Source organism: Streptomyces sp. NBC_00354, from assembly GCF_036106915.1.
GTDB lineage: Bacteria > Actinomycetota > Actinomycetes > Streptomycetales > Streptomycetaceae > Streptomyces.
In genome coordinates this window covers 1,754,671-1,773,605 of record NZ_CP107983.1, presented here as the reverse complement: position 1 = coordinate 1,773,605, position 18,935 = coordinate 1,754,671, and the positions used below count along the sequence as shown (strand labels likewise).

The 18,935-nt window shown below is 73.6% G+C and carries 16 protein-coding genes, 1 pseudogene and 1 riboswitch; of the genes and pseudogenes, 9 read left to right on the top strand and 8 right to left on the bottom strand.

Annotated features, from left to right (window positions below; all coding sequences use genetic code 11):
* Positions 1-156: 156 nt before the first annotated feature.
* Positions 157-600, bottom strand: a complete 444-nt coding sequence (locus OHT74_RS08145) for an SRPBCC family protein (RefSeq protein WP_266662059.1) — start codon at positions 598-600, stop codon at positions 157-159.
* A gap of 130 nt (positions 601-730) precedes the next feature.
* Positions 731-1,549, bottom strand: coding sequence for a methyltransferase domain-containing protein (locus OHT74_RS08140; protein ID WP_328619857.1), 819 nt, complete (start codon positions 1,547-1,549; stop codon positions 731-733).
* Between the two features lie 194 nt (positions 1,550-1,743).
* On the opposite strand from OHT74_RS08140, the gene OHT74_RS08135 reads away from it, so the two are divergent.
* Positions 1,744-2,316, top strand: a complete 573-nt coding sequence (locus OHT74_RS08135; protein WP_328619856.1) for a TIGR03086 family metal-binding protein — start codon at positions 1,744-1,746, stop codon at positions 2,314-2,316.
* 179 nt (positions 2,317-2,495) lie between these two features.
* The gene (locus tag OHT74_RS08130) at positions 2,496-3,713 is read left to right on the top strand and encodes an aminotransferase class I/II-fold pyridoxal phosphate-dependent enzyme (RefSeq protein ID WP_266662053.1); all 1,218 of its coding nucleotides are present in this window, start codon (positions 2,496-2,498) and stop codon (positions 3,711-3,713) included.
* A gap of 64 nt (positions 3,714-3,777) precedes the next feature.
* Here OHT74_RS08130 and OHT74_RS08125 read toward each other — a convergent pair whose 3' ends face one another.
* Positions 3,778-4,419: a DedA family protein gene (locus tag OHT74_RS08125; RefSeq protein WP_328619855.1), complete on the bottom strand. Its 642-nt coding sequence runs from the start codon at positions 4,417-4,419 to the stop codon at positions 3,778-3,780.
* Complete coding sequence (locus OHT74_RS08120) at positions 4,416-5,192, bottom strand: MBL fold metallo-hydrolase (protein ID WP_328619854.1); 777 nt, start codon at positions 5,190-5,192, stop codon at positions 4,416-4,418. Before OHT74_RS08120 ends, OHT74_RS08125 begins: the two co-directional genes overlap by 4 nt.
* A gap of 248 nt (positions 5,193-5,440) precedes the next feature.
* On the opposite strand from OHT74_RS08120, the gene OHT74_RS08115 reads away from it, so the two are divergent.
* The 5 genes and pseudogenes from OHT74_RS08115 to OHT74_RS08095 all read left to right on the top strand — a co-directional run.
* On the top strand, positions 5,441-5,845 hold the full coding sequence (locus OHT74_RS08115; protein ID WP_266997912.1) for a hypothetical protein: 405 nt from the start codon (positions 5,441-5,443) through the stop codon (positions 5,843-5,845).
* Between the two features lie 164 nt (positions 5,846-6,009).
* Positions 6,010-8,115, top strand: coding sequence for a phage holin family protein (locus OHT74_RS08110; protein WP_328619853.1), 2,106 nt, complete (start codon positions 6,010-6,012; stop codon positions 8,113-8,115).
* A gap of 74 nt (positions 8,116-8,189) precedes the next feature.
* Positions 8,190-9,590: an amino acid permease gene (locus OHT74_RS08105; RefSeq protein ID WP_443047312.1), complete on the top strand. Its 1,401-nt coding sequence runs from the start codon at positions 8,190-8,192 to the stop codon at positions 9,588-9,590.
* 64 nt (positions 9,591-9,654) lie between these two features.
* Positions 9,655-10,095, top strand: a complete 441-nt coding sequence (locus OHT74_RS08100) for an SRPBCC family protein (protein ID WP_328619852.1) — start codon at positions 9,655-9,657, stop codon at positions 10,093-10,095.
* 2 nt (positions 10,096-10,097) lie between these two features.
* Positions 10,098-10,830: pseudogene (locus OHT74_RS08095) on the top strand (vWA domain-containing protein); the annotation flags it as partial.
* Positions 10,831-10,844: 14 nt separating this feature from the next.
* Here the strand turns inward: OHT74_RS08095 and OHT74_RS08090 are convergent.
* Both OHT74_RS08090 and OHT74_RS08085 read right to left on the bottom strand, forming a co-directional pair.
* Positions 10,845-12,428: an RNA polymerase sigma factor gene (locus OHT74_RS08090; RefSeq protein ID WP_266662035.1), complete on the bottom strand. Its 1,584-nt coding sequence runs from the start codon at positions 12,426-12,428 to the stop codon at positions 10,845-10,847.
* A gap of 226 nt (positions 12,429-12,654) precedes the next feature.
* A complete protein-coding gene (locus OHT74_RS08085) occupies positions 12,655-13,416 on the bottom strand; it encodes a methyltransferase domain-containing protein (protein WP_328619850.1) in 762 nt (253 codons plus the stop codon).
* A 57-nt stretch (positions 13,417-13,473) separates the two neighbouring features.
* A riboswitch (ZMP/ZTP riboswitch) is annotated at positions 13,474-13,574 on the top strand.
* A gap of 78 nt (positions 13,575-13,652) precedes the next feature.
* Between OHT74_RS08085 and OHT74_RS08080 the strand changes: the two genes are divergently transcribed.
* Positions 13,653-14,498 carry a bifunctional 5,10-methylenetetrahydrofolate dehydrogenase/5,10-methenyltetrahydrofolate cyclohydrolase gene (locus OHT74_RS08080; protein ID WP_266999729.1) on the top strand — a complete coding sequence of 282 codons (846 nt, stop codon included), beginning with the start codon at positions 13,653-13,655 and terminating at the stop codon, positions 14,496-14,498.
* Between the two features lie 384 nt (positions 14,499-14,882).
* On the top strand, positions 14,883-16,172 hold the full coding sequence (locus OHT74_RS08075) for an NADH:flavin oxidoreductase/NADH oxidase family protein (RefSeq protein ID WP_266662031.1): 1,290 nt from the start codon (positions 14,883-14,885) through the stop codon (positions 16,170-16,172).
* Positions 16,173-16,194: 22 nt separating this feature from the next.
* Here OHT74_RS08075 and OHT74_RS08070 read toward each other — a convergent pair whose 3' ends face one another.
* Both OHT74_RS08070 and OHT74_RS08065 read right to left on the bottom strand, forming a co-directional pair.
* The gene (locus OHT74_RS08070; RefSeq protein ID WP_328619849.1) at positions 16,195-17,421 is read right to left on the bottom strand and encodes an MAB_1171c family putative transporter; all 1,227 of its coding nucleotides are present in this window, start codon (positions 17,419-17,421) and stop codon (positions 16,195-16,197) included.
* On the bottom strand, positions 17,418-18,905 hold the full coding sequence (locus OHT74_RS08065) for an NAD(P)/FAD-dependent oxidoreductase (protein ID WP_328619848.1): 1,488 nt from the start codon (positions 18,903-18,905) through the stop codon (positions 17,418-17,420). The genes OHT74_RS08070 and OHT74_RS08065 overlap by 4 nt, the downstream gene beginning before the upstream one ends.
* Positions 18,906-18,935: the final 30 nt, after the last annotated feature.

Sequence of the window (18,935 nt, the reverse complement as noted above, 5' to 3'; positions counted from 1 at the left end):
CCCTAGCCGCCCGGGCCCGCTCCGGCCGGGGGCCACGCCCGGGCGTTCGCCCACGGTGTCGCCGGGAGGTCACACCCGGGCCGGGGGCTCACCTCCGCCGGGAAATCCACCCGATCCGGTGAGCCGCCCGGCGCCGTTGCCGGGCAACGGCCTTGCTCAGCCCTCGACTTCGGCGGCAAGGTTGGCCAGCAGGGTGTCGTAGATCCGGCCGAGGCCCTTGGGGGCGAAGGTGCGCTCGAAGAAGCCGCCGATGCCGCCGGCGCCGTTCCAGACGGTGGTGACCACTGCCTTGGACTTGCCCTCGCCGGCCGGGGTGACGACCCAGGTGGTGACCATGGTGGAGTTGCGGTCCTTCTCCACGAGCTGGCCGTCGGTGGGCTCGGTGACCTCCAGCAGGCAGTCGCGCACGCGCTTGCTGGTGGCCTGGAGCTTCCAGTGGACGAGGGTGCCCTCGCCGTCGCCGCCCTCGCGCACCTCGTACTCGCTGAAGTGCTCGGGCAGCATCTTCGCCCGGGTCCCGGTGTAGTCCGCCAGCGCGTCGAACACGGTCTCCGCGTCAGCCGCGATGATCCGCTCCGTGGTGGCTTCGACCTGCGCCATAGCTGTTCCTCCAGCAGTTGTCTTCGCTCGTCGCGGCAAGCCAACCACCTCCGGGGCAAGGGCCCAAATCCGGGTAGGACGTGACGGCGGGGGAGGACGGGGAAACGTGTCCCCGGGGGAAGGCGGAGGGTCAGGCCCGGGCCAGGATTTCGCCGTTCAGGACCGAGAACCAGGCGTCCGGGGCCGTGCCCCAGCGGTGCCAGGCCTCGGCGACGGCGGACAGTTCGGCCGCGGTCGCGTGGCCGCCGCCCGTCGCGAGGGACGCGTACGCCGAGGCCGTCGTACGGTCCGCCCACAGGGAGGACCACCACGCGATCTCCTCGGGAGTGGCGTAGCACCAGGCCGTCGCCGACGAGGACACCTCCGTGAAGCCCGCCGCCTTCGCCCAGGACAGCAGGCGGCGCCCGGCGTCCGGTTCGCCGCCGTTCGCGCGGGCCACCCGGCGGTACAGGTCCTGCCACCCGTCCAGGCCCGGCTCCGCCGGGTACCAGGTCATCGCCGCGTAGTCCGCGTCCCGGGCGGCCACGATCCCGCCCGGCCGGCACACCCGCCGCATCTCGCGCAGCGCCTGCACCGGGTCGCCGACGTGCTGTAGCACCTGGTGGGCGTGGACCGCGTCGAAGGAGTCGTCCGGGAAGTCCAGCGCGTGGACGTCCGCCGTGGCGAACGTGACGGCCCCGGCCAGGCCGCGCTCCTCCACGTACTCCGCGGCCTGCTCCAGGACGTCCTGCGCGGCGTCGACCGCGGTCACCCGGCCGCCCGGCGCGACCAGTTCCGCCAGGTCCGCCGTGATCGTGCCCGGGCCGCAGCCCACGTCCAGGACCGACATCCCCGGCCGCAGCTCGCCGATCAGGTACGCCGCCGAGTTCGCGGCGGTGCGCCAGCGGTGCGAGCGCAGAACGGATTCGTGGTGCCCGTGCGTGTAGACAGCCGTTTCCTTGGCACTCATGACCCGACTCCTCCTCGTCGTTGAAGCGTTGTGATCACCGTAGGGGATGGGTTCGGGATATGAGATATGTGTTTTGACATGTGGACACCATCCTTGCGCTGCACGGGAATCGGACAGGTCGGTGGCAGGGCAATACGGGTGCGAGGACAGTGGGCTCCAGAGACGGGACCCCCTGGCAGAGGACGGTGGGAGCCATGCCGGACACGCTGCTCGAACAGCACGCCGAGGCCCTGCGGCTCTTCGGCGAGCGGGTGCGCGCCGTCGCGGACGGCCAATGGGACGCCCCGACGCCGTGTACGGAATGGACCGTGCGCGACCTGGTCAACCACCTCACCGGCGAGCAGCTCTGGATCCCGCCGATGGTCACCGACGGCCGCACCGTCGAGGAGATCGGCGACGCGTTCTCCGGCGATGTGCTCGGCGAGGACCCGGCCGGGGCCTGGGACCGCGCGGCGGCCGCCGCGCACGCCGCGTTCACCGCTGCCGGGGCGCTGGACCGCACGGTCAGGCTCTCGTACGGGCCCGCACTGGGCCGGGCGTACTGCGCGGAGCTGACCGCCGACTGCGTCGTGCACACCTGGGACCTCTCCCGGGCCATCGGAGCCGACGACCGGCTCCCGGACGGCCTGGTCGAGTTCTCCCTCAAGGAGGTCATGCCGTACGCCGACGGGCTCGCGGCCGGCGGGATGTACGCCGCGCCGCTGGACGTGCCGGCGGGCGCGGACGCCCAGACCCGGCTGCTGGCCATGGTGGGCCGACAGGGCTGAGCCCCCGAGCCCGTGGCCCTCGGCCCCGCGGAGGGCGACAACAGGCGTACCCCTGCAAATAACCGTATAAAGGGCATGGTCAAGGGCGTGGCCGGTCGGCGGCACGTACGGAGCCGGCAGCCCGTACGGAGTCGGCGGTATGTACGGAACGGGGAAGGCAGGGCGGCGAGGTGTCGGGGATGCAGCGCACGGCGGAGGGCCGGGGTCCGGTCCGGTACGGGCCGCCCGCGCCCCAGCCCGGACTGCCCGTGCTGCCCGAGCTCACCGCCGTGATCGCCGCGGCCGCGGAACGGTCCGCCCCCGAACCCCCGGGCGGCGGGGAGCCCGTACGCGAGGCCGCGTGCCGGCACTGGGGGAGGCGCGGGCTCCCCACCGAGCCGGAGAACGTCGCCGCCGGGCCCGGCGCGCCCGGTCTCCTGCTGGCGCTGCTCGGCGCGTACGGGGGCGATGTCATGCTGCCCCGGCCCTGTCCCGCCTGGTGGACGCCGCAGGTCCGGCTGCTGGGACGGCGGGCCTACCACGTGCCGACCCCGGCCGAGTGCGGCGGCATCCCGGACCCGTACGCCCTGCTGGAGACCGTACGGCGGGTGCGGGCCGAGGGCGGCGACCCGCGCGTACTGCTGCTGTCGGTGGCCGACGACCCGACGGCGACCGTGCCCCCGCCCGAAATGCTGCGCGAGGCCTGCGAGGCCGCCGGGGACGCCGGGCTGTTCGTCGTCAGCGACGAGAGCTGGCGCGACACCGTCCACCGGCCGCACGACACCCTCGTCCTGAGCCCGGCCGAGATGCTGCCCGACTCGGCCGCCGTACTCCTCGACCTGTCCGGTGCACTGCTGCCCGCCGGGTGGCCGGCCGCCGTGGTCCGCTTCCCCGGCACCCCGCGCGGCACCTGGCTGCGGGCCCGCACCCTCGACATGCTCACCGCGACCGGCGCCCTGGTCGCGGGCCCGGTCGCCGGGGCCGCCGCGCACGCCCTCGACGAGCCCGACGCCGTGGCCGGCCGGGCCTATGCCGCGGCCGCGCTGCACGGGGTGGTCGCCGCCGCGGCCCACCGGGAGCTGCTGGCCGTCGGCGCCCTCGCTCGGCCGCCGCAGGCCGGGCGGCACCTGTACGCGGACCTGGGCCCGCTGCGCGCCGGGCTGGCGCGGCAGGGGGTCCGTGACGCCATGGAACTGGAGGACTACCTGGGCGGCCGGCTCGGCGCACCCACCCCCGGCGGGCAGCGCTTCGCGGACGACCTGGGCGCGCTGCGGGTCCGCCTGTCGACCGGCCCGCTGCTCGGCGCCACCCCGGAGGAGCGGCTCGCCGCGCTCACCGCGCGCGACCCGCTCGCGCTCCCGCACGTACGACGCTCCCTGGACCTCCTCGGATCGGTCCTGGCCGGGCTGACCTCCTGACCGACTTTCGCCGACGCTGCGGATCGGCTGAAGGGGGCGTCCCCCGGGCCGGGGAGCGGAAGGGTCAAAGGCTGCGCAAGCGGCGCCAGAGGGTGGGAGCCGCGCTGATCAGGAGCGTGAGCGATACCGCCAGGGCCACGCCCTTCCAGGGCTCCGAGAACAGGGAGCCGCCCAGGATGCCGATCAGGCAGTACGTCGCCGCCCAGGCCAGGCAGGCCGGGGCGTCGCCGCGGGCGAACCGGCGTAGCGGGAGGCGGGCCAGCAGGCAGGCCAGCATCACCGGGATGCGGCCCGCCGGGACCAGTCGGGAGACCACCAGGACCAGGACCCCGTGTTCGTCCAGCTTGCGCTGCGCCTGCGCGAGCCGCTCGGGAGTCGCGCGCCCGCGCAGCGCCTCCAGCCAGCGCGAGCCGTTGCGGGAACGCACCCCGCGCTGCCCCAGCCAGTACAGCGCCACGTCACCGGTGAACGCCGCCACCGCCCCCACCGCGAACACCAGCAACAGCCCGAAGGGCAGCGACTGGTGATGGAACGCCACCACTGCAGCCGTGCTCACCAGCGCCCCCGTCGGGATCACCGGTACCAGTGCCCCCAGTGCCACCAGCAGGAACAGCGCCGGGTAGCCCACCGCCTGCTGGGTCGTCTCCGGCGGCGCCTGGCCGACCCCCGCCCCCGCCGCCGCTGCCGCCAGCTCGCGCCATGTCACGGCAGCCGCACCCGCTCGCCGTGGTCGGGCACCTGTACCGTCACCTTCGGCGCCAGCTGCCGGGCCAGCCGTACGAACTCTTCACCCGGCGCGTGGAATTCGTGCGGCCGCACCGCGTCCAGCCCGATCGGCCAGTACGTCCCGTAGTGCACCGGCACCGCCGCCGCCGGCGCCAGCGAGGCCAGTGCCTGCGCGGCCCGGCCCGCGTCCAGGTGCCCCGGCCCCAGGTACGGGCCCCAGCCGCCGACCGGCAGCAGCGCCACGTCCACCGGCCCGACCTCCTCGGCCATCGCGTCGAACAGCCCGGTGTCCCCGGCGAAGTACGTCCGGGCCGAGCCCTGGACCACGTACCCGAGCGCCGGCGCGAGATGCGGACCGAACGGCAGCCGCCGCCCGTCGTGCCGCGCACTGACCGCCCGTACCCGTACGCCGGCCCGTACGCCGACCTCGTCGCCCGGAGCCATCTCCGTGACCGCCAGCCCGCGCACCCCCGCGACCCGCGCCAGCCCCGGCACGGCCCGGCGCGCCCCGCGCGGCACCAGCAGCCGGGTTCCGGGCGCCAGCCGGGCCAGCGACGGCAGGTGCAGATGGTCGGCATGCAGGTGCGACACCAGCACCGCGTCCGCCTCGGCCGCCTCGGGCGGGGGCAGCGCCCCGCGCCGCCGCCGCAGATGCGCGAGCCGCCGGGCGAACAGCGGATCCGTCAGCAGCCGCACCCCGGAGTCCTCGACCGTGCACGTGGCGTGCCCCCACCAGGTGATCTCCACCGACACCGGGCCTCCCCGTCGCCCTCGTCTCCCCGGACCCCTCGAGCCTAGGTCGTGTCGTCAAAGTCGCGTCTGGCTGGCGCCGCCCTTCGGGCGGCCGACGCCACTTTGACGACACTCCCTAGGGCGTATCTTGCCGGTCAGGCCGGGCTCGACCGGCAAGACACCCCCTGAGCCTGCCCCGCCGCTGCGCCCGGAACCGAAGGCCGCAGCCCCCTCCTCCCGGGCGGCGGATCGGAGTAGGGTCGGGCGGCATGGATGAGCTGCGCGTGGCCGCGATCGCCAGCCTGGCCCCGCTCGAGGATCTGGACACCGACCCCTTCGTCGTCGACACCCGGAGCCAGCACGCCATGTGCGCCCGCTGGGCCGCCGGCCAGGGCTACGTCGTGACGAGGGAGCTGCTCTTCTACGGGCTGCGCGCCGACCACTGCGGGCTCTGGTGCGATGTCGACGCCGGGCAGGTCGACCTGTTCGTCGCCGCCAACCACCGGGTACTGGCCCGTGCGCTGCGCTCCGTCGAGGAGTTCACCGCCGAGTGCGAGCGGCGCGGCGTACGGCTGGAGACCGCCGGGCTCGCCGAACCGCAGTACACCTCCGCCATGAAGGCCGAGGTGCACCGCCGGCTGTCCATGCCGACCGCCGGTTACGACGGCACGTAGCAGCCCCACTCCCGCCCCGCGCCCCGGCTCCCGGCGCCGCGCCTTCCGTACGTCCGTGCGCCACCCCTGTCACCCGGCCTCCTCCGCTGCCCTGTGCGACGCTGGAGGGTGCGGCGCGGCCGCGCGCGGGGCGCGGGTCCGGGGGAGACACGAGGCGGTACGGCGTGTGGCGAGGACGGTGGCGGACCACGGGCAGCGCCCTGGCACGGGTGATCATCGTCTGGGCGGTGTCCACCCTCATGATGCTCGCGCTCGCCGGTATCCTCCCCGACTTCCGGCTGCAGTCCGGCGACGGCGACAGCGTCACCGAGATCGGGCTGACCGCGGCCTGGGGCGCCGGGGCCTTCGGCCTGCTGAGCGCGCTGGTGTGGCCGGTGCTGGTCCGGGCGCTGCTGCTGGTGCCCGCCCTGGTCCTCGGCCTGCTCGTCTTCTTCCTCAACGGCTCGCTGCTGCTGCTCGCCCTCAGCCTGATCCCGTCCGGCCGCGGCGAAGTGGCCCCGGAGACCGCCGTGGTGGTGGCCGCGGTGATGTCCGCCGTCGCCTCGGCGACCTCCACCGCGCTCGCCGTACGCGACGACGGGGCGTACCGGCGCAGGCTCTACCGGCTCGCCGACCGCCGCCGCCGGCGGATGCGGCACAAGGACGCGCCCGGTGGCCGGGAGACCGCCCCCGCACTGGTCTTCCTCCAGCTCGACGGGGTCGGGTACGAGGCGCTGCGCCGCGCCGCGGGCAGCGCCCTGATGCCCACGGTGGCCGGCTGGCTGGACGGCAGCCACCGCATCACGTCCTGGCGCACCGACTGGTCCAGCCAGACCGGCGCCAGCCAGCTCGGGATCCTGCACGGCTCCAACTTCGACGTGCCGGCCTTCCGCTGGTACGAGAAGGACACCGGCGAGGTGGTGGTCTGCAACCGGCCCACCAGCGCCGCCGAACTCCAGCGCCGGGCCATCACCCGCACCGGCGACGGCGGGCTGCTCACCCTCGACGGGGCGAGCCGCGGCAACCTGTTCAGCGGGGGCGCTGACCAGCTGGCCCTCGTCCTGTCGGTCTCGGCGCGGCGGGGCCGGGCGAACCGCTCCCGCGCCGGCTACTTCGCGTACTTCTCCGACCCGGCGAATGCCGTCCGCACCGCACTGTCCTTCGTCGCCGAGGTCTTCCGGGAGCTCGGCCAGTCGCTGCGGGCCCGGCTGCGGGGGGAGCGGCCGCGGGTCGCCCGGGGCGGGCTGTACCCGCTGATCCGGGCCTTCGCGACGGTGGTCGAACGGGACGTCGTGGTGGCGGCGGTGATCGGCGACATGCTCGCGGGGCGTGCCGCGATCTACGCGGACCTGGTCGCCTACGACGAGGTCGCGCATCATTCGGGGCCGCAGGGCCGCGACACCGACCAGGTGCTGGCCCGGCTCGACCGGAGCCTCGCGCTGATCGCCCGCGTCGCCGAGCACGCACCCCGGGAGTACCGGATCGTGCTGCTGTCGGACCACGGCCAGAGCCCGGGGGAGACCTTCCTGGGCCGCTACGGGCTGACGCTGAAGGACCTGGTCCGCGCGGGCTGCGGGCTGCCGGTCTCCCGCCGGGCCGGGCGCACCCGCAGTGGCGCCGAGGCCCGCGCGGCGGTGCTCGCGGCCCTGCACCGGCCGGTGGAGGAGGGCGCCGAGGCCCACCCCGAGCGGGGCCCGGACCCGGTGGTGCTGGCCTCGGGCAGCCTCGGGCTGATCTCCTTCCCGGACGTGCCGGGCCGGGCCTCGAGGGAGCGGATCGAGCAGGCGCACCCCGCTCTGCTGGCGACCCTGGCCAACCACCCGGGCATCGGGTTCCTGCTGGTGGACGGGCAGGTGCTGGGCCCGGGCGGGGCGGCGGCCCGCCTCGACGAGCCCGGGGCGGCGGAGGAGCTGCTGGCCCGGTTCGGGCCGGGTGCGGCGCAGGCGGTCCGCCGGACCGACGCCTTCCCGCACGTGGCCGACGTCATGGTGAACTCGGCGTACGACCCGCGGACCGGGTCGGTGCACGCCTTCGAGGAGCAGATCGGCTCGCACGGAGGCCTGGGCGGGGAGCAGGGGCACCCGTTCCTGATGTGGCCGACGGAACTGTCGGAGCCGGAGCCCGGCCTGGTGGGCGCGGAGGCGGTGCACGAGGTGCTGCGGCGCTGGCTGCGGGAGGCGGACGGGCCCCAGGTACCGCTGACCGCTTTGGCGCAGGATCCACGGCCGGAGCGGTCCGTGGGCGGAACGTTTCCTTCCATCGGGGTGCCCGTGCAGGACGAAAATCGCTGATTTGGTACGGCTTTTGGTGTGCCCGACGATATGTCGACCTGTCCAGCATATGAAACACCCGAGGCGTACCACCCGTGAGCTCCACCCTGCACGCTCCTGCCCCCGCCCGGACACCGGGCGACCCGACACCGGCCGAGGAGGCGGCGAGCCCCCACGCGCGCCGCTTCGGCCTCCCGATCGCGACCTGCCTGGTCATGGGCAACATCATCGGCGGCGGGATCTTCCTGCTGCCCGCCTCGGTGGCGCCCTTCGGCACGATCAGCCTGGTCGCCTTCGGTGTGCTCACCGCCGGTGCGATCGCCCTCGCCCTCGTCTTCGGCCGGCTCTCGCAGCGGCTCCCGCAGACCGGCGGCCCGTACGTCTACGCCCGCGCCGCGTTCGGCGACTTCGCCGGCTTCCTCGCGGCCTGGAGCTACTGGATCACCGCCTGGGTCTCGAACGCGGCCCTCGCCGTGGCGGCCGTCGGCTACATCAGCGTGCTCTTCCCGGCCGTGGGGGAGCACAAGGCGGCGATGTGCCTGGCCGCCCTCGCCGTGCAGTGGCTCCCGGCGCTCGCCAACCTGGCCGGCACCCGCTACGTCGGCACCGTCCAACTGGTCGCCACCGTACTGAAGTTCGTCCCGCTGCTGCTGGTCGCGGTGGGCGGGCTGTTCTTCTTCGACCCGGCGAACCTCGGCCCCTTCCAGGCCACCGGCCAGAGCCCCGTCGGCGCGGTCTCCGCCGCCGCGGCGATCCTGCTCTTCAGCTACCTCGGCGTGGAGTCGGCCGCCGTCAGCGCGGGCGAGGTCCGCGACCCGGCCCGCAACGTCGGCCGGGCCACGATCCTGGGCACCGCCGGCGCGGCCGCCGTCTACCTGCTGGGCACCCTCTCCGTCTTCGGCCTGGTCCCCCACGAGAAGCTGGTCTCCTCCGAGGCCCCCTTCACCGACGCCGTCAACGGGATGTTCGGGGGCACCTGGGGCGGCACCCTCGTCGCCTGCGCGGCCGTGATCTCGATGCTCGGCGCCCTCAACGGCTGGACCCTGCTCAGTGCGCAGACCCCGTACGCCGCCGCCCGCGACGGGCTCTTCCCGAAGGCCTTCGAGGCGAAGAAGCGGGGCGTCCCGGTGGTCGGCGTGCTCGTCACCGCCGTCCTGGCCTCCGGCCTGACGATCTACAACTACACGCTGGGCTCGGACGGGGTCTTCGAGGTCCTCGTCCTGGTCACCACCTTCACGGCGACCGTCCCGTACCTGCTCTCCACCGCCGCGCAGATCTACTTCCTGCTCTCCGGGCAGTCCGAGCGCGTCCACCGCGGCCGCCTGGTCCGCGACGGCGTCCTCGCCGGCCTGGCCTTCGGCTTCTCGATGTGGCTGGTCGCCGGCTCCGGCTACGCGGCCGTCTACCAGGGCGTCCTGTTCCTCTTCGCGGGCGTCCTCGTCTACGCCGCGATGTCCGCCCGAAAGCACCGAGCCGGGCACCGAGCCACCGCCTGACCTGCGCGGTAGTTTGGAATGAGAGGAAACGAGAGGACAAGCAGGGGGCAGTGAAGGGGTCGCCATGTCCGCGATCAGAGAAAGCATCGACATCTCCCGCAGTCCCGAAGACGTCTTCGACTACGTGACGGACCCCACGCACCTGCCGGAGTGGCAGGACAGCGCCGTCTCCGCCCGCCCGCTCGACGGCGCACCCCTCCACGTCGGTTCGAAGGTCAGGGTCACCCGGCGCATGGGCAAGCGGGAATTCCCGATGACCATGGAGGTCAAGGAGCTCGACCCGCCGCGCAGCTGGCGCCTGCACGGGCTCGACGGACCCGTACGCGGCGATGTGCGCGGGACCATCGAACCCCTCGACGGCGGAAAGCGCTCGCGCGTGACCCTCGACCTCGACTTCGAGGCCCACGGCATCGGCAGGGTCATCGCACCGCTCGTGGTCAAGCCGTACGCCCGCAAGGAGATGCCGCGCAACGAGGAGAAGCTGAAGCACCTGCTGGAGCACTGAGACTGCGCGGCAAGGGCCTCGGGGACCTCCTGGGCGAGCCGCTGCCCCACGCGGGCAGCCTCCCGTAACACCGACCTGGACGATTTCTACCGGCGCGGCCTCGTCCAGGGCTTCGACCTGCACGCCCACGGGGAGCGCGGACTGCTGCCCGTCGGACTGGTCCAGGAGATCCGGGCGCTGGCCCACCCGCCCGTGCCCTGGGACGCGCAGCTCGCCCGCTGGTTCGGCGAGTACGCGCCCCGGCCCGAGCCCGTACGGTCCTACGCGCGCCCGGCACGCCGCCAGGCCTCCACCCCGGACATCCCCCGCGCGGGCCGGTGCTTCCCGCCCGAGGAGATCGTCCGCTGCACCTTCGGCGTGGTCCTCGACACCTCGGGGTCGATGCCGACGGCCCTGCTCGGCAAGGCGCTGGGCGCGATCGCCTCGTACGCGGAAGCCCGCGACGTACCGGCGGCACGCGTCGTGTTCTGCGACGCGGCGCCGTACGACGCGGGCTATCTGCCCCCCACCGAAATCGCGGGGCGGGCAAAGGTGCGCGGGCGGGGCGGGACCGTGCTCCAACCCGCGATCGACCTGCTCCGGCGTGCGGAGGACTTCCCTCCGCAGGCCCCGGTGCTGGTGATCACGGACGGGTGGTGCGACACCCTGCGGATCCGGCGCGAGCACGCCTATCTGGTTCCGCAGGGTGCTTCCCTGCCGTTCGCGCCCCGGGGGCCGGTCTTCCGACTGGCCTGAGGGCGCGGGCCGGCTCAGTCCAGGTAGTCGCGCAGCACCTGCGAACGCGACGGGTGGCGCAGCTTCGACATGGTCTTGGACTCGATCTGGCGGATGCGCTCACGGGTGACCCCGTACACGCGGCCGATCTCGTCCAGGGTCTTCGGCTGGCCGTCGTTCAGGCCGTAACGCATCGAGACGACGCCCGCCTCACGCTCGGAGAGCGTGCCCAGGATCGACTGCAGCTGCTCCTGGAGGAAGGTGAAGCTCACCGCGTCGGCCGGGACGACCGCCTCGGAGTCCTCGATCAGGTCACCGAACTCGCTGTCGCCCTCCTCACCCAGGGGGGTGTGCAGGGAGATCGGCTCGCGGCCGTACTTCTGGACCTCGATGACCTTCTCGGGGGTCATGTCGAGTTCCTTGCCCAGCTCCTCCGGAGTGGGCTCCCGGCCGAGGTCCTGGAGCATCTGGCGCTGGACGCGCGCCAGCTTGTTGATGATCTCGACCATGTGGACGGGGATGCGGATGGTGCGCGACTGGTCGGCCATGGCACGCGTGATCGCCTGCCGGATCCACCAGGTCGCGTACGTGGAGAACTTGAAGCCCTTGGTGTAGTCGAACTTCTCCACCGCGCGGATCAGGCCGACGTTGCCTTCCTGGATCAGGTCCAGGAAGAGCATGCCGCGGCCGGTGTAGCGCTTGGCCAGCGAGACCACGAGACGGAGGTTGGCCTCCAGCAGGTGGTTCTTGGCGCGGCGGCCGTCCTCGACCAGGATCTCCAGCTCGCGCTTGAAGGCGGGCTTGTGGTCCTCCTCCTCCTCGAGCTTGTACTCGGAGAAGAGGCCCGCCTCGATGCGCTTGGCGAGCTCGACCTCCTGCTCGGCGTTGAGGAGCGGCACCTTGCCGATGAGCTTGAGGTAGTCCTTGACGGGGTCGGCGGTGGCGCCGGCCACCATGACCGTCTGCGCCGGGGCGTCGTCCTCGTCGTCGTCGGACAGGACGAAGCCCTGGGTGCCGCCGGCCTTGGGGGCCTCCTCCTCGGCATCGTCGCCGAGGTCCTCGGCGGCCCAGTCCTCACCCTCGGCGGCCGGGGTCTCGCCCTCGTCGGAATCCTTGGCGCTGGTCTTCTTGGCCGCGGCGGTCTTCTTCACCGCGGTCTTCTTCGCGGCGGTCTTCTTGACCGTCCGCTTCTTCGGCTCGGCGGCGGCGTCGGCCGTCACCTCGTCCTCGGTGGCCGCGGCCGGCGAAGCGGATATCGCCGCCGCGGTGGCCGGGCTGGTGGCCGAGGCCTTGCGCGCACCGATGGGGCGCGGCGCGGCGGCCGCCTTCTTGGTCACGGTGCGGGCAGGCGCGGCGGCCGCCTTGCGGGGCTTCTTCGCGGCAGCCTTCGTGGCGGGGGCGGCGCTGACGTGCAGCGCGACACCCTCCTCGTCCAGGACCTGGTTCAGGCTGCGCAGGACCCGCTTCCACTGGTCCACCGGGATGCGGCCGGCCTCGAAGGCCTGGCGCACGTCGTCACCGTTGATGTGACCCTGCTCGCGGCCGCGCTCTACGAGCGCGACGAGGGCCTCCGATTCGGCGATCTCCGGAGGGAACGTACGGGACGGGCTGAGCGACACAAGGAGCCTCTCGTTGCGAACAAATATGGAGTGGGCGGGACATCATCGCGCGAACTCGGGAAACAGACCCGAGGGGGGTCTGTATTCCGGGGCCGCGCGAGGACACCTGTCGGTTCATCGCATGCCCGAGTCGATTCGTTACGCGCTGAATTGAGTGACCTGCGCCACGCTGTGGGCGCGCAACCGATCGGCCGTGGATCCGTCCGCGTCTCAGCCGCCTTTCCCGTCAGCCCGTTTTGCGGGCTTCGATGAGGAAACGGGCGGTATGCGCCACGAACGGACCGTCGCGTTCGATCTGTTCGTGGAGCTCGCGCAGCCGGTCCCGGTACTGCCCGACCGTGAAGCCGGGCACCATCCAGATCACCTTCCGGAGAAAGTAGATCACGGCTCCGATGTCGTGGAACTCCGTACGCAGTCTTTCGGAGCGCAGATCGACGACCTCGAGGCCGGCCCGGGTGGCGTCGGCGTCGGCGTCGTCGGGGTGCCGGGCACGCCGGACCTCCTCCGGCTGCGGGCCGAGGAAGTACTCGACGAGCTCGAAGACGCTCGCCGGTCCGACCTGCTGCGAGAGGTAGGTGCCGCCCGGCGTCAGCACCCGCGCGATCTCCTCCCACCAGATGGTCACCGGGTGCCGGCTGGTCACCAGCTCGAAGGCGTCGTCGCCGAAGGGCAGCGGCGGCTCGTCGGAGTCCGCGACCACCACCGCGCCCAGCGGGTGCAGCAGCCGCGTCGCCTTCTCGATGTTGGGAGGCCAGGACTCGGTGGCCACCGTCAGCGGTGGCAGCGGACCGGACCCGGCCAGGACCTCGCCGCCGCCGGTCTGGATGTCCAGCGCGGACCGGACCCGGGCCAGGCGCTCGGCCATCAGCCGCTGGTAGCCCCAGGAGGGGCGCTGCTCGGTGGCCCGGCCGTCGAGCCAGGAGAAGTCCCAGCCGTCCACGGAGACGGACTCGGCCTCGGCGACAAGATGGTCGAAAGTGCGCGTCATGTATTGATCGTCCCAGGTCGGACGCCCGGCTTCCACCGGATTGGTCGACTACAGTGGTCGGCGGGCCGTGACTGGCGTTCGGGTGGATCACCACCGGGGAGCGGCCCGGCGTACCGCGCACTCCGGTACGCCGACTGCCGCGCGCCTGGGCGAACCGCGATCCGCAGCGACGTTCAGGAGACCCCGTGACGACTGCCCAGACTGCCCCTGTCACCGCCGCCGGCCTCGCCCGGCTGATGGACGGCACCGCCCTCGCCCGCCGCATCTCGGAGCAGACCGCCGTCCTCGCGGCGAAGATCACCGAGCGCACCGGTACCGCTCCCTGCCTCGCGACCGTGCTGGTCGGCGAGGACCCGGCGTCCGTCACGTACGTACGGATGAAGCAGAACCGTTGCGCCAAGGCCGGGATCACCTCCCGCCACGTGGAGCTGCCGGCCGAGACCACCACCGAGGAGCTCGTCGCCGCCCTCACGGCCCTCTCCGAGGACCCGGAGATCAGCGGCATCCTGCTGCAGCACCCCGTCCCGCACCACATCGACGAGCGCGCCGCCTTCGAGGCCATCGCCCCCGGCAAGGACGTCGACGGCGTCACCATGCACTCCTTCGCCGCCATGGGCTTCGGGCTGCCGGGCTTCGTCTCCTGCACCCCCGGCGGGATCATGCGGCTCCTCGCCGAGTACGACGTGGACCTGACCGGCAAGCACGCCGTCGTCGTCGGCCGCAGCGCGATCCTGGGCAAGCCGGCCGGCATGCTCCTGCTGGAGCAGAACGCCACCGTCACCTACTGCCACTCCCGCACCGTGGACCTGCCCTCGATCGTGCGCCAGGCCGACGTGCTGGTCGCCGCCGTCGGCAAGGCCGAGTTCATCCGCGGCGAGGACATCAAGCCGGGCGCCGTGGTCCTGGACGCCGGCTACAACGAGGGCAACGTCGGCGACGTCCACTTCGAGTCGGCCGCCGCCCGTGCCTCGCTGATCACCCCGGTCCCCGGCGGCGTCGGCCCGATGACCATCGCCGTCCTGCTGGAGCAGACCGTCCAGGCGGCCGCCGCCCAGGCGGGGCTCGCGCTCGCGGAGCTCTGATCCGCCCCGCACCCGCACCCGCACCCGCGCACGGTGAACGGTGAACGGTGAACGCCCCGGGCCCTTCGGCCCGGGGCGTTCCGCATCCCCGGGTGTCCGATTTCTTACGCCCGCCACCGGCGAGGCGACCGGTGCGCAGCCACCCTGCCGGGCGCGGTGCAGGGCGGGGTGCAGGGCGGCGTGCAGGGCCGGAGGCCCGACGTCCTGAGGCAGCCGACCAGGTCGTCGCGGCGGTGCCGTGGTGGCGTTCCCCGGCCGTCCTCACCAAGCGCCTCAAGGGACCCACGGATGCGGAGCACCCGGCCGAGGAGCCGGCGAACCGGTTCACGCAGCAGCCTGACGGAGGCCGGGGAGGGGGCGGTATGTTTTGCGCCGGGGCGCGCGATGACACGTGCAACACGTTTCCTGGGGGAACTGCTGATGGACCTGTTCACGCCACTGGAGCTGCCCAACGGGACGGCCCTGCCGAACCGCTTGGCGAAGGCCGCCATGGAGGAGAGCCTCGCCGGGTCCGGCCAGCTGCCGGACGAGCGCATCGAACGGCTCTACCGCCGCTGGGCCCAGGGCGGCGCCGGGCTGCTGATCACCGGGAACGTCATGGTCGACCGCCGGGCGCTGACCGCGCCGGGGACGATCGTCCTCGACGCCCGCTCCCCGCTCGGCCCCTTCCGCCGCTGGGCCGAAGCCGCGTCCTGCGGCGGCGGCCGGGTCTGGATGCAGATCAACCACCCCGGCCGGCAGGTCGGCTCGGAGATGCCCGGCACGGCCTGGGCGCCCTCCGACATAGGGGTGAGCCTCGGCAGGCACACCAAGCGCTTCGCCCGCCCCACCGCGATGACCGAGGCCGACATCGAGGCCACCGTCGCCCGGTTCGCGGTCACGGCCCGGCGGGCCGAGGAGGCCGGCTTCGACGGGGTGCAGATCCACGCCGCCCACGGCTACCTCCTCAGCCAGTTCCTCTCCCCGCTCGTCAACCGGCGCACCGACCGCTGGGGCGGCAGTCTGGAGAACCGGGTCCGGCTGCTCACCGAGGTCGTCGGCGCCGTCCGCGCGCAGGTGGGCCCCGGCTTCGCGGTCGGGGTCAAGCTCAACACCGCCGACTTCCAGCGCGGCGGCTTCGACACCGAGGAGGCGGCGCAGGTCCTCGCGGTCCTCGGCGGCCTCGGCGTCGACCTGGTCGAACTGTCCGGCGGCAGCGTCGAGAGCCCCGCGACCCTGGGCCGCACCGCCGATCTGCGGACGCTGGAACGCGAGGCGTACTTCCTCTCCTTCGCCGAGCAGTTCCTGGGCTCGGCCACGATGCCGCTGATGCTGACCGGGGGGATAGGCCGCCAGGCGACCGCGCAGAAGGTCCTGGAGCGCGGTGTGTCCGTCGTGGGGCTCGCCTCGGCCCTGGCGTTCCGCCCCGACCTGCCGGCCCGCTGGCGCGCCGGGGAGGACGTACGGGTGACGGTGGAGCGGCTGCACTGGAAGGACCGGGACCTGGCCGGCGCCGGGCTGCTGGCCTTCGTACGCTTCCAGCTGCACCGGCTGGCCCGCGGCCTGGAACCGCGCCCGGAGGCCTCCCCGCGGGCGACGTTCGCCCTCGACCAGCTCCAGCACTGGCGCAGGGTGCGGGCGTACGGGGCCTGGCTCGCCCGCAACCCCGAGCCCGAGGACGCCCTCGCCGGCTGACGCCGGCCTCCGCGCGGGCCGCTCACAGGGTTGCCGGGTCCCGCCGTACGGCCGCCACGATGGGGGAGGCGCGGAACTCCCGGGCCAGTGCCGCGAGCGGCCGGGAGTCCAGCCGGTACGGCTCGGGCAGCCCCTGATCGGCCTCGGCGGGGTGCTCCCCGGCGCCGTCCGCGTCCGCCGGGACGAGAGCCTCGGCGGCTTCGGCGGCCTCGGCGGCCTCCCGGCGCCGGCAGGCCGCGGCGAGCATGGCGGCATCGGCCACGACCGAGGCCTGCGACTCGCACATGCCCTGGCCGAGCGCGGCCTCGTACGCGGCGCCCCGTACGGCCGGGTCGAACCAGCGGCCCAGCGCCAGGATCCCGTCGTCGATCACCGACTCGCGGTGGATCAGCCGGATCCCGATCGGCGACCACCAGGTCAGCGGCACGGTCGTCACGCTCGACGCGGCGAACCCGCGCAGCGCCTTCCACAGCGGGTGCAGCCGCCGGTACCGGCTGAAGTCCCGCCAGGCCGCCGAGCCGCCGACCAGCGGCACGATGAACCCCGACCCCACCATCAGGGCCGCCGCGGAGGCGAACGGCGGGGCCACGTACGTCGACAGGCCGTCCCAGTCGCGGCCCGCCCAGCGGGCGCCCACCGCCGCCCACTTCGTGACGAGGTAGCCCAGGTCCAGCAACCCGCCGAGCACGATCAGGGCCAGTCCGGTGCGCAGCGGACGCAGCGAGGGGCGCACGCGCAGCAGCCACTTCCAGCACAGCACGGTGAGCGTCGAACTGCCCACGGTGTGCGCGAGCAGGTAGCAGACGATCATCTCGCGCAGCCAGGGCGTGTTGGCGTAGTACGTGTCCAGGTCGCGCAGCCGCTCCACCGGCGCGTCGCCGATCGCGAAGAGGACGACGATGAGCAGCGTGACGGCGCCGAACGCGGCCACCGTCAGCCGGGTCGCCCGCCGGACCACCGCGGGCGGGCCGCCGCCCCACTGCAGGACCAGCACGATGCACGACCCCGAGAACGCGGTCAGCACGCTGTACACCAGCGGGGCCGAGAAGTTGACGATGCCGGTGAGCCGGTTGACCGCGGAGATCGTCGGCGGAGCCGCCAGGAACATGACCATGCAGCCGACGACGAGCAGGGTGCACACGGCCCGCATGAGCGGCTGGTCCCAGCCCCGGCGCAGGGTCGGCGCCTTGATCAGCAGTGCCAGGATCATCACCGATCCCGGTACGTACAGGATGAGACCGTCGGTCATCGCGCCTGGCCGACGGGACCGACCGGACCGACCGGACCGACCGGGCCCACGGGGTCGACCGGACCCGCCGGGCCGACCGGGCCGGACCCCTGGTCGAGCCCCGCGACGGCCCGCTCGGCCGCGGTCAGCGGCGGCGCCTTCAGCGCGCCCCGGTCCGAGGCGCGCAGCACGTGCCAGACCACCGAGGGGCGCAGCCAGTACGTGGGCGGGCTGCTCATGGTGATGACCTGGAGGAACGCGGCGGTCAGCGCCTCCCGCGTGGTGGCCCCGGTCATCAGCCGGCTGACGTACGCGTTGAGCATCCCGGCGCCGGCCCGCGGCTTCATGCCGGTGGCCCCGGGATACAGGATGTCCTGCGAGGTGGCGAGCTCCCAGGCGGTGGCCACCTGCGGGACGAGCGCGCGCTGCGCCTCACGGCCGAAGCCGGGATGGGCGAGGCCCTTGGCGCGCAGCAGGGCGCGTACGGCCAGCAGGCCCTGGGCGGCGACCGTCATGCCCTGTCCGTACAGCGGGTTGAAGGTGGCGACGGAGTCGCCGACGGCGAAGAAGCCGTCGGGCAGGTCCGCCTTCTCGAAGTAGACCCTGCGGTTGGCCGTGCCCTGGGTGACGGCGACGTCCGTGAGGGGCTTCCTGCCCTCGAGGAGCTCGCCGACGACGGGATCGCGGATGCCCTTGGCGAACGGGATGAACTGCTCGGGGTCGCCGGTGGGCTGGCCGCCTCGGGTGCCGGACAGGGTGGCCTGCCACTGGCCGTTCTCGATGGGCACGATCGTCGCCGTCTGCCCGGGTATGTGCACCCGCGGATCGGACTGCATGTTGACGATCGGGAAGCCCATCTCGTGGGCTCCCGCGGGGGCTTCGAAGATCCGGGTCGCGTACACCAGGCCGGAGTCGACCTGGGCCTGTCTGATCCCGCCGACCCCGAGTTCGTGCAGCCAGGCCCGGGCCCGGGAGCCGCGCCCGCTCGCGTCCACCACGAGGTCGGCGGTCAGCAGCCGGCCCGCCTCGCCGGGGGTGTCGACGCGGACGCCGGTGACGCGGGCCGCCGTACCCTCCAGGGCCTGTACGCGGCTCTGCTGGAGCGTGGTGACGCCGCGCAGGCCGATCACCCGGGCGCGGACCACCGAGTCGAGGAGGTCGCGGCTGCACGAGATGTTGAACTGCTTCTCCCCGCAGCGCGGGATCCAGCCCTGGGCGGTCTTGGTGACCAGGTCGGTGGGCAGGCTGCGGCGGATCGCGCCCGCCGCCGTCCAGTCGTCGGTGATGCCCGGGAGTAGCTTCTCGATGGCGCGGGCCCCGCCCGACCACAGGACGTGGACGTGCCGGGCCTGCGGCAGTCCGCGCCGCGGCGCCGGGCTGTCGGGCAGCGTGTCGGCGTCGATGATCGTGACCGTCGCGTGCTCGGCGAGCACGGCCGCAGCGAGCAGGCCGGCCATGCTGCCGCCGATGACGACGGCGTGGCGGGGCGGAGAAGACTGGGTCATCGAGGTGCTCTCTGTCCAGGGCCGTGCGAG

What these genes read in the sequence shown, in the direction of transcription:
- OHT74_RS08145 (WP_266662059.1), bottom strand. Translation starts at nt 600, where the DNA reads ATGGCGCAGGTCGAAGCCACCACGGAGCGGATCATCGCGGCTGACGCG.
- OHT74_RS08135 (WP_328619856.1), top strand. Translation starts at nt 1,744, where the DNA reads ATGCCGGACACGCTGCTCGAACAGCACGCCGAGGCCCTGCGGCTCTTC.
- OHT74_RS08065 (WP_328619848.1), bottom strand. Translation starts at nt 18,905, where the DNA reads ATGACCCAGTCTTCTCCGCCCCGCCACGCCGTCGTCATCGGCGGCAGC.
- OHT74_RS08100 (WP_328619852.1), top strand. Translation starts at nt 9,655, where the DNA reads ATGTCCGCGATCAGAGAAAGCATCGACATCTCCCGCAGTCCCGAAGAC.
- OHT74_RS08115 (WP_266997912.1), top strand. Translation starts at nt 5,441, where the DNA reads ATGGATGAGCTGCGCGTGGCCGCGATCGCCAGCCTGGCCCCGCTCGAG.
- OHT74_RS08070 (WP_328619849.1), bottom strand. Translation starts at nt 17,421, where the DNA reads ATGACCGACGGTCTCATCCTGTACGTACCGGGATCGGTGATGATCCTG.
- OHT74_RS08130 (WP_266662053.1), top strand. Translation starts at nt 2,496, where the DNA reads ATGCAGCGCACGGCGGAGGGCCGGGGTCCGGTCCGGTACGGGCCGCCC.
- OHT74_RS08085 (WP_328619850.1), bottom strand. Translation starts at nt 13,416, where the DNA reads ATGACGCGCACTTTCGACCATCTTGTCGCCGAGGCCGAGTCCGTCTCC.
- OHT74_RS08075 (WP_266662031.1), top strand. Translation starts at nt 14,883, where the DNA reads ATGACACGTGCAACACGTTTCCTGGGGGAACTGCTGATGGACCTGTTC.
- OHT74_RS08140 (WP_328619857.1), bottom strand. Translation starts at nt 1,549, where the DNA reads ATGAGTGCCAAGGAAACGGCTGTCTACACGCACGGGCACCACGAATCC.
- OHT74_RS08080 (WP_266999729.1), top strand. Translation starts at nt 13,653, where the DNA reads ATGGACGGCACCGCCCTCGCCCGCCGCATCTCGGAGCAGACCGCCGTC.